The sequence below is a fragment of the Butyrivibrio sp. NC2002 genome, assembly GCF_000702265.1.
Classification (GTDB): domain Bacteria; phylum Bacillota; class Clostridia; order Lachnospirales; family Lachnospiraceae; genus Butyrivibrio.
The window spans coordinates 173,242-186,621 of the sequence record NZ_KL370881.1; the positions used below are offsets into that span (position 1 = coordinate 173,242).

Here is a 13,380-nt window from a genome sequence, read left to right on the forward strand (position 1 = left end):
ATAATCCATTCTGATGATTCAGGAAAACGTTTTTTTAGGAGGAAAAAGTATGCCGGCATGGTTAAAAGATGCAGTATTTTACGAGATTTATCCACAATCTTTTAAGGACACAAACAGTGATGGAATTGGTGATCTTGAGGGAATAATTGAAAAACTTGATTATGTAAAGAGCCTGGGATGTAATGCACTCTGGCTCAATCCTGTATATGATTCACCATTTAAGGATGCAGGGTATGACGTACGCGACTACAAGAAGGTTGCTCCAAGATACGGAACAAATGAGGATCTTGTGAGACTTTTTGAGGAGGCTCATAAGAAGGGAATAAAGGTACTTCTTGATCTTGTTCCCGGTCATACATCAGAGGAGCATGAGTGGTTCAAAAAGAGCTGCGAAGCAGACAGAAACGAGTTTTCAGACAGATATATCTGGACAAACGGAGCATTCTGCGGAATAGGTGGACATCCTTATATCGGCGGCGAAGCGGAAAGAGATGGCTGCTATATGCTTAACTTTTTTAAATGTCAGCCGGCTCTTAATTATGGTGTTCTTAATAAGACTGAGGAATGGCAGACTCCCTGCGATTCTGAGGCGGCTATAGACACGCGTGAAGCTATGAAGGATGTTATGAGATTCTGGCTTGATAAGGGATGTGACGGCTTCAGAGTTGATATGGCGGATTCTCTTGTAAAAGAGGATGATGATAAAAAGAGCGCAACAGGAAGGATCTGGACCAATATCAGAGAGATGCTTGATAAGGATTATCCGGAGGCAGCCCTTGTTTCAGAGTGGTGCAATCCCGAATGTGCACTAAAGTACGGATTCCATGCTGATTTTTATCTTGATCATCACGGAAACGGATACAATGTTCTTTTCAGGGACAATGAGACAGAAGGACCTGATAACAGCTACTTTAATAAGAACTGTGACGAGGATCCCATGAGATTTTTGGATGATTATCTTGGCCGCTACAATAACTCCAAAGAGTATGGTTACATAAGTTTTATTACCTGTAACCATGATACGCCAAGATGCACCAAGACAATGACACCTGATGAGCTTAAGATAGCATATTCATTTATCTTTACAATGCCCGGCGTTCCGTTTTTATATTACGGGGATGAGATCGGGATGAAATACCTTGACTATGTAAGGACCAAGGAGGGCGGCTTCCAGAGAACCGGTTCAAGAAGCCCTATGCAGTGGGATAAGAGCCTTGATAACTTTGGATTCTCGGATGCACCTTTTGATAAGCTTTACATACCGGTAGATAAGGATGAGAATGCTCCATCGGTTAAGACCTGTGAGGAGGATGAAAACTCTCTTATCCACACTGTAAGGGATATTATTGCACTTCGTCATAAATACGAGGATCTTCAGGCAGATGCCGAGTTTAAGGTAGTATATGCCAAAAAAGGCGAAAGAATCTTTGTTTATAAAAGAGGAGATCTTCTTATAGCTGTAAATCCGGGACTTAAGGAAGTATCTGCAGAAATTCCTGCACAGGATTTGAAGACTAATCTTATTTTTAAGCTTGGAAGTGCCGATATATCTAGCGGAAATATTTGCCTTGGAGCACAGTCTTTTGCTATCTGGCAATAATATTGTGGTAAAATATTTCTAAATAAAACTTATGAGGGGAAACTGATGTTATGTCACAAAATATGGTACTGATGATCATGGCGGCAGCGGTGGAGAGCAAATTCATATTGAATATTGTTTTTGATGCATGCATTGCGGTAGCACTGCTTTTGTTTTTCCTGATAGTTGTCAGGGCAGTAATGTTTAACGGCGAATGGAAGGGCTATTCCAAGTTCGGTAAGATTCTGACTATCGTTTTTCTCGTTTTTATTTTACTGGTAATGGTTGCTTTGTTTTTCATAATGATGAGAACAGGAAATGAATGATATTACTAAGATAACAATAGATGTTTCCAAGGTTAGTGAGGCAGATGTAAGGCTCTCATACAGCTTGATAACGAAAACACTTATTAAGGAAAAATTGTATATAACTACTATGGAGAGCTGTACTTCCGGACAGATCGCATCACTTATAACAGACACGGAAGGATCGTCTGCAATAATCAAGGGAGCAGCCATAACTTACAGTAATGAAGCCAAGATAAAAGAAGGTGTTTCCTCAGATATTATAGAAAAATATGGCGTTTATTCTATCGAAACGGCAGGTGCCATGGCTGAAACCATATTACAAAAATATGGAGCAGACATAGGGATAGGTGTAACCGGAACATTTGGAAATACAGATCCCGCAAACAGCGACAGCATTCCCGGAAAGGTATACTGCGCAGTTGCGAGTAATACCGGAAAAAACAGTATTAAGCTTTTGGATATAACATTAAAAGGCGGCGGCAGCAGGTATCAGTATAAGCTTGCAGTAGCCGATGCTATTTCGAAGTATATAGTTTGAATTATTAATTCAAACCCGCAGAATCATCTGTTCTGCGGGTTTTCCTAATGTTTATAGATCAGGGAGCAATATTATCATGCAGCCTTTTCATCTTTTTTAGTGTTCTTGTTTACATGCTGAGCATAGAGGGTTTTGCCTGCTATTGCTGCAAGTACAAGTGAAAGTGCTACAAGAAGTACAGCGATTGTAGCCTGGATAAGTGCCCAGATGTCTGCTGCACCTGAAGTATAAGCAGTAAGCTTAGCTGTGATAGTCTGAACAAGTGAGCAGATAGTTACAGCAAGCATAAATACCATAGGGATGTAGAACATCTTGTTGTTTTTGCCTACGCTGCCAAGCCATGTGCATACAGCAAGGAGTCCTACTGCAGCAAGAAGCTGGTTAGCGGCGCCAAAGAGAGGCCATATCTTAGTGTATCCGGTCATACCAAGGCTTACACCCAGTACAACGGTTATAGCTGTTGCTACGTAAGGATTGGCAAGTACTTTCTTATAACCTGTCAGATCTTTTGCTGTCTGACCCTGCTCGATAAAGAATTCCTGGAACATATATCTTGCAAGACGAGTAGCTGTATCAAGTGATGTCAGGCAGAAGACTGAAACTGCAAGGATAAGCATCTGATACATTATGTTCTGAGCTCCGGGAGCAAATGATGCGATCATAGCTGAGAGACCGCCTGCAAATACCTGAGTGGGACTTGCGTATGTTCCGTCTGCTGCAGATGCCCATACAAAACCGATAGCACAGAGTGAGATAACAGCGACCATACATTCGATGAGCATTGAACCGTAAGCAACAGGCTTTGCATTTTTCTCGTTATCAAGCTGCTTGGATGATGTGCCTGATGATACGAGTGAGTGGAAACCGGAAATAGCACCGCAAGCTATTGTTACGAACAATGCAGGGAAAGCTGTTCCTGTTGTAAATACACCTGTTCCCTTAAGTGATGCATCACCCATTGCAGGGATACTGAACTGGCCATGACCTGTAAATACTGCACCGAGGACAGCAACAATACCTGCTGCGATCATGAAGTACAGAAGAAATGAGCTAAGATAATCTCTTGGCTGAAGCAGGATCCATACAGGTGTAACGGATGCTACAAGGATATATGCTCCAACTACCCACATCCATGTGTTGTATGAAAGTGAAATAGGATGGAAGTTAAGACCAATGGCTACAATAGCGATGATGCCGATGCATCCTGCTACGGAAGCTACACCAATATTTGCGTTCTTTCTATATACAAAGAAACCGAACAACATGGCAAGTCCAATGAACAGAATAGAAATCATAGCTGTAGACTCATTTGCTGCAAGAGCAGCACCTTCTACTGCTGCTCCGGCTGATGTTGTTGAGCCAAACGTGCTGGCAACGATTGAGCTGAAAGCTGCTACTACAAGTAGAAGTGTGAGATAACCAAATGTAAGGAAAAGCTTCTTTGCGGTTTTTCCCATGGAGTCATCAATGATTTCGCCGATGGACTGCCCCTTGTGACGAAGTGATGCGAAAAGTGCGCCAAAATCATGGACACCTCCAAAGAAAATACCTCCGATAAGAACCCAAAGTAAAACCGGAACCCAACCAAAAACAGCTGCCTGAATAGGACCGTTTATAGGACCTGCACCTGCGATCGATGAAAAGTGGTGCCCCATAACTACGGGTGTTTTTGCGGGAACATAATCCATTCCGTCCTCAAGCTCGTGAGCCGGAGTCTTGCGACTTGGATCAATCCCCCATTGTTTTGCAAGCCATCCGCCGTAAAATACATATCCGGCAACCAGTATCAATGTACTTGCAATAAGTAATACTGCTGCATTCATAACTTTCTCCTCCTTGTCATGCTGACATTTTTTTGTTTATAAAAGCATCTTCGAACATTTTTCGAAGCTCTTTCCCGGTTCTGCTTGTGTAAACAGAGTTAGTATCAAGGCCGGCAACAAGTACCCGTGCTTCGCTGTGACCTCTGAAATTAAAGAGGTAGCCTTTATCGAAACTAAATTTCCTGATAGCTTTTTGCGTCTCTTTATCCGGTGTTTTATCGGAAATGATCACAAAGGTGAGATAGCTGCACATGTGATCTTTTTCGGGATATTTTTGATTTTTCCTGACAAGATGGGGCTCTATTTTTTCTTCTGTAAGAGCCAATATTTTATCGAGGCTATCTTTAGTTACCTCATGCTCCTTTATGAAGAATACGTGCTCATAAGCTCTTATTGCCCAAAGCTGTGCTTCTTTTTTCAGTACGTATCTTTCACCAAATGAACTGAAATATGCGTAGGCAGGAAAAGTCTCATCGCCAAGCTTGTAATTTTTTGTGATATCAAAATTGGATCTGTATCTAAGAAGCAGTTCATCAAGATATGTCTCTGAGGTCATCCCGTGCCTCCTTTCTTGTTCGGAAATAATTTAGGGTTTACTTTATCACTTTGACGCGTTATTGCAAAGATGACAAAATTAATCAAAATTTTAGAATTAGATTAATTTTGTAATGGTTTTTCCTGAAAAACGTTAAAAAATTAATGCGATTGACCCGTCAAGGCGCTTATGTGCGTGTGCAAGTGCGGGGGCAAGGTCATGCAGCATGTGAGATGCGTGAATGATTAAATGTATGGGTGCAATTGGATTGGAGATAAAGTAAAATATAACGAAAGGCTTCTGTTTTTATAAAGAAAAACAGGAATTTATAGGTATTTTTATTCTTTTAAGGAGAAGGCAATGGGAGAGTTTAAGACAATGAAAAATGAGGGAGGACCTACACTTGGGTATACGACGGTTCCACTCATTGAAAAGGACGGGTTATTTTTTAAGGATATGGAAAGAAGCGGGGAACTTCTTCCGTATGAAGACTGGAGATTATCACCCGAAGAAAGGGCAGAAGATCTTGCAAAGCGCCTCACAACAGAGGAGATTGCAGGACTCATGATGTATTCTTCGCATCAGGTAGTCCCGGCAGATTCACCGGGGCCATTTGGAGGAACTTATGATGGAAAGAGCTTTGCAGACAGCGGAGCTGAGCCATCTGACCTGACCGATCAGCAAAGGAAGTTCCTTACAAAAGACCACGTAAGATATGTTCTTGCCGTGACATTAAGAGATGGTGAAACAGCTGCAAAATGGAACAATAAGATGCAGGCATTATGCGAGGACATGCCTCACTGCATACCGGTCAACACAAGTACAGATCCCAGGCACGGCGCAGGCGCTTCTTTTGTTGAATTTAAATCGGAGGCGCAGGGAACGAGCAAATGGCCTTTAGGACTTGGACTTGCTGCTACTTTTTCACCGGATCTGGTAAAGGAATTTGCCAGGGTAGCTGCCAGGGAGTACAGAGCTCTTGGCATAACAACAGAACTTGGACCTCAGATAGACCTTGGATGCGAGCCCAGATGGTTAAGAGTTCCGGATACTTTTGGACCTTGTACAAAACTGGTTACCGATTATGCCAAAGCTTACTGCGAAGGGCTTCAGACAGATCCTGAGAGCGCTTCAGGCGATGGATGGGGACAAAGAAGCGTTGCGGCGATGGTAAAACACTGGCCTGGCGGAGGAAGCTGCGAGTCCGGAAGAGATGCGCATTACGGATTTGGTAAGTTTTCTGTTTACCCCGGAAATAATGCCAAGGAACACTTAAAGCCTTTTATTGATGGTGCATTTAAGCTGGATGGAGGAACAAAGAAGGCTTCAGCTGTAATGCCTTATTACACAATAAGTTACGGACTTGATCCTTCGGGAAATCAGGTCGGAAACAGCTACAGTAAATATGTGATAAAGGATCTTCTTCGCGACAAATACTCCTTTGATGGAGTTATATGCACAGACTGGGGGATCACGGGTGACCCCGATCCCGAACTTGATTCATTTGGCTCAAGATGCTACGGGGTTGAGGATCTGTCTGTTGCGGAGAGACATCTTAGAATAATCGAAAACGGAGTTGATCAGTTTGGCGGTAACAATGATATCGAACCAATTCTTGAGGCATATCGCATGGGCTGCGAGAAAAAAGGCCAGGAAGCCATGAGAAAACGATTCGAGGAGAGCGCAAAGAGACTTCTGCTTAACAGCTTTAGATGCGGACTTTTTGAAAATCCTTATCTTGATCCTGATGAGAGCAGAAGAATCCTTGGCTGCAAAGAATTCGTGGATGAGGGATTTGAAGCTCAGCTAAAGAGCATAGTCATGATCAAAAACAAGGGCGTTCTTCCTGCAAGCGGCAAAAAGAAAGTGTACATACCGGGCAGGCACATAGATGCGCATAAGGGCTTTATACGAAACATGATACCTGCTATGGATATTCCTGGTGCTGATGTAAGCGTGGTAGAAAAGTTTTACGAGCCTGTTGATAAACCGGAAGATGCCGATTTTGCAATCTGCTTCATAGAAAGTCCGATGAGCGACGGATACACGAAGGAAACGGGCTACAGACCGATCACTCTTAAATACAGACCATATACTGCAACAGCATCAAGAAAAGAAAGCATAGGACAGGGAGATTTCAGGGAAAAGGATAACCCGAACAGATCTTACCTTGGAAAAACAAATACTCCTGCAAATGAGAGCGACCTCGATGCTGTAATAAATACAAAAGAGAAGATGGGTGATAAGCCCGTGATCGTAGTCATCAGAATGAACAATCCCTGCGTAGTATCTGAGTTTGAAAAATATGCGGATGCTATACTGGTTGATTTTGGAGTTGAAACAAGGGCTATACTTACTGTTATAAGCGGAGGAGCTAATCCTTCGGGACTTCTTCCTGTGCAGCTTCCTAAGGATATGGAAACAGTGGAAAAGCACTGCGAAGATGTGCCTCTTGATTATGAACCCTATACCGATTCCGAAGGGAATGTTTATGACTTTGGATTCGGCCTAGACCATAGCGGAATTATCCGGGATGAGAGATGGCAGAAGTACGTAAAAAATAATAGACTTATGGAGAACAAAGACTTATGAATGAGACAAAATTAAAACAACTTTTGGATGAGATGTCACTTGAAGAAAAGATCATGCAGCTGGTACAGCTTCCCGGATGGGCATACGAGGAAGGTGCTGCAGTTACAGGTCTTGCAGATGATGCCAAAAATGAAAATATGAAAAGGCTAGCCGGGAGTACCCTTGGAATTTACGGTGCTGACAAGGTAAAGAAAATCCAGGATGAATATATGAAAAATCATCCACATCATATTCCGCTTCTTTTCATGCTTGATGTAATACATGGACATAAGACAGTTTTTCCTTGCCCGCTTGGGCAGGGTGCAACTTTTGATACAGAGGTTGTAAGAAAAGGTGCTTCTATTCAGGCAAAAGAGGCAGCTGCTGACGGTGTTCAGGTTACATTTTCACCTATGGGCGATCTTGTAAGAGATGCAAGATGGGGACGCGTTGTGGAATCAACCGGTGAGGATCCGTACTTAAATGGACTGATGGTTTCAGCTATGGTCAAGGGATATCAGGGAGAAGATGTTTCTGATCCGGATCATCTGGCATCATGTGTAAAGCATTTTGCTGCTTATGGCGGAGCAGTTGCAGGACGCGACTACAACAATGTGGAAGTTTCTGAGCACACATTAAGAGAGCAGTACCTTCCTGCTTATGCAGAGGGCATCAAGGCCGGAGCTAAGCTTGTGATGACAAGCTTTAATACATTAAACGGAATTCCATCATCCGGAAATACATATCTTATGAGAGATATCCTCAGAAAAGAGATGCAATTTGACGGAGTTCTGATATCTGACTGGGGTGCGATCGCCGAAATGGAGAGTTGGGGATTTGCAGAGGATCTGAAAGACGCTGCAGACCTGGCAATGAAGGCCGGAGTAGACATAGATATGTGTACAGAAGCTTACAGCGGAAACCTTGGGAAGCTGATCGAGGAGGGCAAATTATCAGTTGATGGCCTTAACGAAGCTGTTTTACGAGTTCTCAAACTAAAAAATGATCTGGGACTTTTTGAAGATCCATACCATGGCGCATCGGATGAGAAATTTAAAAAAGTTGTTCTTAGCAATGAGAGCAGAGAAATTGCAAGAGATGCAGTAAGAAAATCTCTTGTCCTTCTTGAGAATAAGAAAAATGCTCTGCCTCTTAGCGGAAAGAGAATCGCCTTTATAGGACCTTATGCAAACGAAAAGAATCTGCACAGTACCTGGGCAATCTCATGTGATCCCGAGGATGCGGTTACAATAGTTGATGCTGCAAAGGAATGCTACGGTGATTCAGATGTTGTGTTCAGGACAGCTCAGGGCTGCAACATGCTTAAAAACGGCACAGACCTCGGAATGGGTGTATACGAAGTCAAAAAGGAGAAGAAAGAGAACGAGAAACTTCTGGATGAGGCTATCGACCTTGCAGAATGGGCTGATGAGATTGTATTGTGCCTTGGCGAACATATAGGACAGTCAGGTGAATCAACGAGCCGTGCTATGATAGACCTTCCCAAGCCTCAGATGAAACTTTTCAAAGAGATGGCTGACATGGGAAAGAAGATAATAACCCTTGTATTCTGCGGAAGACCTCTTGACCTTAAGAAGATTCCCGAAAAATCGGATGCGCTCCTTATATGCTTCAGACCCGGAACAGAGGGCGGACACGGTATTATGGATGTCCTGTCCGGAAAATATTCACCTCAGGGCAAGCTTCCTATGAGTTTCCCCTGGTGCGTTGGCCAGGAGCCTTTAAACTACAATGCTTACAATACCGGTAGACCTAAACCGCAGCAAAGACCTACGATCTTTACGACCAGATACCTTGATTGCCCTAATGAAGCAAGATATCCTTTCGGCTACGGACTTACATATTCTGATTTTGAAGTATCAAAGGTTGAGCTTGATAAGAAGGTACTTGGAAAAGATGATAAGATAACAGCTTCCGTAACTGTTAAGAACACCGGGGATAGCGCTGCAACAGAGACTATTCAGCTGTATATAAGAGATATGGCTGGCAGCAGGGTACGTCCTGTAAAAGAACTTAGGGGCTTTAAAAAGGTTTCGCTAAGCGCCGGAGAAACTGAGAAAGTATCCTTTGATATTACAGAAGATATGCTTCGCTTCTATACGATCAATAACTGCTGGGACAGCGAAGATGGCAAATTTACAGTTTACATCGGAACTGACTCCGCTACATTAAATGGCACAGAATTCGAACTTAAAAAACAGTAAATTAAACCAATAAAAGATTTCCATATGAAAATAAGCCGGCAAGGGATGTCGGCTTATTTTTATATCTTCATTTATTCTACTTCCAGTTTAAATACGACGGGAGCTTTAGTTGTTGTTTTGTAATTTATTGTGAGCTCTTCTTTGTTGTGATCAAATGACAGGTCGCTTCCGTTTTCAAGTGCGACTATCCTGTTTATTTTTCCGTTGTAGAAGCCCTGCTTTTTGGCAAAATTTTTAACGTGATATTTTCCGTCCTCAGATGAAGTCATTGCGATGATATAGAGCTTTCCGTCGCCTGCGGTAAATCTGAAATCGGATGAAGTAAACTGCTTTACGTTGCCATCCTGGAAACCGCCCTCTGCAACGGCTGTAGGGCCTTCTCCGAAGATTCTGTATGTATGTGCGTTTATCACGGCTTCACGGTTTTTATCCATCCAATCACCGATATCGTTTAGGATTTTCGTCTCTTCATCTGAAAATGTACCATCAGCCTTGGGACCGATGTTTAAGAGCATTGTTCCGTTCTTGGATACAATGTCCACGAGGTCGCAGAGAATATCCTTGGATTCCTTGAATTTATTCTGCTTGGTGTAGCACCATGAGTTAAAGCACATCGATGTATCGCTCTGCCATTTATAGGGCTTTTGAGAAGCAAGCTGACCGCGTTCTATGTCGGGAACGGCAAGGCCAAAGGGAATAGCATCGTGCTTGTAGTTTATAACAACTTCTTTTCCCCATTCGTTTGCGCGGTTATAGTAGAATGCCATCATTTTTCTAAGATAGGGCTTAAGCTCAACTCTCTGGATCCACCAGTCAAAATAGAGCATGTTCGGCTGATATTTATCGATGAGCTCGCAGGTTCTTACGAGCCAGTCCTGCATGAATTCTTCTGTGGGAGAGCAGTCGCCGTCACAAGCGTCAAAATCTGAAGGTGCCTTTTCTGAAGGCCAGTACATATCACCTCGTTTAAACTCACCTTTTATATCGCTGTCAAAATCTCTTCCTCCGCCCAGGAAAAAGAAGTGCTCGATTCTATGAGATGAAGTTCCGAAAACAAGCTTATGATCCTCGCAGCTTTTTTTCATAAGTCCCAGATAGTCCTTGCAAGGCCCCATGTCGACTGCATTGTAGGATGAAAGCTCGGAATCATACATCTGAAAACCGTCGTGATGCTCTGCAACAGGAATAACGTACTGTGCTCCTGCTTTTTCAAAAACAGAAACCCATCTGTCTGCATCGAATTTATCTGCCTTGAACATAGGAATAAAGTCTTTGTATCCAAATTCTGTATGTTTTCCGTATGTTTCTATGTGGTGCTTGTATGCGTCGGAGTCTTTGATGTACATATTTCTGGAGTACCATTCGTTGTCATTTTCCGGAACAGTGAATACGCCGTAGTGAATGAAAATACCGAACTTCATTCCATCGTACCAGGTGGGCACATGGTAATTTGACAGTGACTCCCATGTGTCGGTATAAGGACCTTGATTTATTACCTTGTCAATTTCAGCAAGTTTTTCTTCCATGTTGTAATTTTTCAATGTTTCCATAAGATAATATCCCCTTTAAATAGTGATAAAAGCATTTTTTGTAACCATAAGTGAAACATAACTAATTATATGAATTTTCATCTTTAAAAATACAGTGATTTTCGTACACAAAAACAGGAAATAATTGATGCAAAAATGTAATTGCATTTTTGGTGAAGATAGGGTAAATTAAATGTGTTATATGACTGGCGGATATGTGGGTAACCACAAGGGAGTATAACTGGTAATTTGAATTGTCGACCGCCTGGGCAGCCGCTGTTGTGGTATGCTCAGGCGGTTTTTCTATATCTAATAATTATTGGAGGAAACATGATCAATCTTGAACAGGAACTTAAATCAAACGAATATCCGGGACGCGGAATCGTTATCGGCAGAAGTGCTGATGGAAAGTATGCTGTAACTGCTTACTTTATCATGGGAAGAAGTGAAAACAGCAGAAACAGAATTTTTGTAACGGAGGGTGAGGGAATAAGAACCGAAGCTTTTGATCCCGCAAAGCTCGAAGATCCCAGCCTTATAATCTATGCTCCTGTCAGAGTAAGAGGTGACTACACTATCGTAACCAACGGAGACCAGACAGACACAGTTTATGATCTCATGGAAGCAGGACAGTCTTTTGAAGAGGCACTTAGAACAAGAGAATTTGAGCCTGATGCACCTAACTATACACCTCGTATTTCAGGCCTTATGCACATTGATAATGGTAACTATGACATATCGATGTCTATTCTTAAGAGTGATAAGGGTGATGCATCAAGATGCCTTAGATTTACATATACTTATGACAAACCGGCTGCAGGAAAAGGATACTTTATCCACACATATATGGGCGACGGCAATCCGCTTCCCAGCTACGAAGGCGAGCCTACAGAGGTTGAGATAAACGGTGATATCGACAGCTTTACAGACAACATCTGGAATGCGCTTAATGAGAACAACAAGGTTTCTCTTTTTACACGTTTTATAAACATCGAAACAGGCGAAACACAGACAAGAATTGTCAATAAGAATAAGTGATAAGGAGATTTTCATAGATGAAAGAACTGGAACTTAAATACGGATGTAACCCTAATCAGAAGCCTTCAAGAGTATATATGGAGGATGGTCAGGATCTTCCAATCGAGGTATTGAACGGAAGACCCGGATATATTAACCTTTTGGATGCCCTTAACGGATGGCAGCTTGTATCAGAGCTGAAAAAAGCAACAGGACTTCCTGCAGCAACTTCATTTAAGCACGTTTCACCCGCAGGTGCCGCAATCGGACTTCCTCTTAGCAAGATCGAGAAAAAGATTTACTGGGTTGATGACCTTGGTGAGCTTTCACCCATGGCAAGTGCTTATGCAAGAGCAAGAGGTGCTGACAGAATGTCATCCTTCGGAGATTTCATTTCACTCTCTGATGTCTGCGATGTTGATACAGCAAAACTCATAAAAAGAGAAGTTTCAGATGGAATCATTGCTCCCGGATATGAAGATGAAGCACTTGAGATATTAAAGGCAAAGAAGAACGGCAATTATGCAGTTATCAAGGTTGATCCTTCATATAAGTGTGCTCCTATCGAGAAAAAGCAGGTATTTGGAGTTACCTTTGAGCAGGGACACAATGATATTGAGATAAATGATGAGATGCTTTCAGATATTGTTACAAACAACAAGGATTTACCGGATTCAGCAAAGAAAGATCTTCTCATTTCGCTCATCACACTTAAATACACACAGTCAAATTCAGTATGTTACGTAAAGGGCGGACAGGCAATCGGTATCGGCGCCGGACAGCAGTCCCGTATCCACTGCACAAGACTTGCAGGAAGCAAGGCTGATAACTGGTTCTTAAGACAGGCACCCCAGGTACTTGAGCTTCCTTTCCTTGACAACATCAGAAGAGCTGACAGAGATAACACAATAGATCTATATATCGGCGCTGATTATATGGATGTTCTTGCAGATGGTAAATGGCAGAACCTCTTTAAGGAAAAGCCTGAAGTATTTACAGAGGAAGACAAAAAGGCATGGCTTTCAAAGAACACAGATGTGGCTCTTGGCTCTGATGCATTCTTCCCCTTCGGAGACAATATCGAGAGAGCAGCAAGAAGCGGCGTAAAATATGTTGCTCAGCCAGGCGGATCTGTCAGAGATGACAATGTTATAAGTGCTGCAAATGACCACAATATGGTCATGGCATTTACACATATGAGATTCTTCCATCATTAATTGTGTACTATAAAAATACCTCCAAAGATAATATAATC

At 42.4% G+C, this 13,380-nt stretch carries 10 protein-coding genes and 1 riboswitch; of the genes, 7 read left to right on the forward strand and 3 right to left on the reverse strand.

Going from position 1 to position 13,380, the window contains the following annotated elements:
- The first annotated feature begins 49 nt into the window (after positions 1-49).
- The 3 genes from T543_RS11795 to T543_RS11805 are packed head-to-tail and all read left to right on the forward strand — an operon-like array spanning position 50 to position 2,425.
- Positions 50-1,600, forward strand: coding sequence for an alpha-amylase family glycosyl hydrolase (locus tag T543_RS11795; RefSeq protein ID WP_035768748.1), 1,551 nt, complete (start codon positions 50-52; stop codon positions 1,598-1,600).
- Positions 1,601-1,650: 50 nt separating this feature from the next.
- Positions 1,651-1,905 carry a hypothetical protein gene (locus T543_RS11800; RefSeq protein WP_035768749.1) on the forward strand — a complete coding sequence of 85 codons (255 nt, stop codon included), beginning with the start codon at positions 1,651-1,653 and terminating at the stop codon, positions 1,903-1,905.
- On the forward strand, positions 1,898-2,425 hold the full coding sequence (locus T543_RS11805) for a CinA family protein (RefSeq protein ID WP_035768751.1): 528 nt from the start codon (positions 1,898-1,900) through the stop codon (positions 2,423-2,425). Before T543_RS11800 ends, T543_RS11805 begins: the two co-directional genes overlap by 8 nt.
- Before the next feature lie 74 nt (positions 2,426-2,499).
- Here the strand turns inward: T543_RS11805 and T543_RS11810 are convergent, their stop codons facing one another.
- A complete protein-coding gene (locus tag T543_RS11810) occupies positions 2,500-4,248 on the reverse strand; it encodes a carbon starvation CstA family protein (protein WP_035768752.1) in 1,749 nt (582 codons plus the stop codon).
- A 16-nt stretch (positions 4,249-4,264) separates the two neighbouring features.
- Positions 4,265-4,804 (reverse strand): DUF8052 family protein, encoded by a 540-nt coding sequence (locus T543_RS11815; protein ID WP_035768754.1) that lies wholly within the window; start codon positions 4,802-4,804, stop codon positions 4,265-4,267.
- A gap of 339 nt (positions 4,805-5,143) precedes the next feature.
- On the opposite strand from T543_RS11815, the gene T543_RS11820 reads away from it, so the two are divergent.
- Both T543_RS11820 and bglX read left to right on the forward strand, forming a co-directional pair.
- A complete protein-coding gene (locus tag T543_RS11820) occupies positions 5,144-7,375 on the forward strand; it encodes a glycoside hydrolase family 3 protein (protein ID WP_035768756.1) in 2,232 nt (743 codons plus the stop codon).
- Positions 7,372-9,579, forward strand: a complete 2,208-nt coding sequence (gene bglX / locus T543_RS11825; protein WP_035768758.1) for a beta-glucosidase BglX — start codon at positions 7,372-7,374, stop codon at positions 9,577-9,579. The genes T543_RS11820 and bglX overlap by 4 nt, the downstream gene beginning before the upstream one ends.
- Positions 9,580-9,650: 71 nt before the next feature.
- On the opposite strand, the gene T543_RS11830 is transcribed toward bglX, so the two are convergent.
- Positions 9,651-11,129, reverse strand: a complete 1,479-nt coding sequence (locus T543_RS11830; RefSeq protein ID WP_155843263.1) for an alpha-L-fucosidase — start codon at positions 11,127-11,129, stop codon at positions 9,651-9,653.
- A 171-nt stretch (positions 11,130-11,300) separates the two neighbouring features.
- A riboswitch (ZMP/ZTP riboswitch) is annotated at positions 11,301-11,386 on the forward strand.
- A gap of 52 nt (positions 11,387-11,438) precedes the next feature.
- Here T543_RS11830 and T543_RS11835 point away from each other — a divergent pair.
- Together T543_RS11835 and T543_RS11840 are read left to right on the forward strand one after the other, a co-directional pair.
- On the forward strand, positions 11,439-12,146 hold the full coding sequence (locus tag T543_RS11835) for an IMP cyclohydrolase (RefSeq protein WP_035768760.1): 708 nt from the start codon (positions 11,439-11,441) through the stop codon (positions 12,144-12,146).
- A gap of 17 nt (positions 12,147-12,163) precedes the next feature.
- On the forward strand, positions 12,164-13,342 hold the full coding sequence (locus T543_RS11840) for a phosphoribosylaminoimidazolecarboxamide formyltransferase (RefSeq protein ID WP_035768762.1): 1,179 nt from the start codon (positions 12,164-12,166) through the stop codon (positions 13,340-13,342).
- The last annotated feature ends 38 nt before the right edge of the window (positions 13,343-13,380 follow it).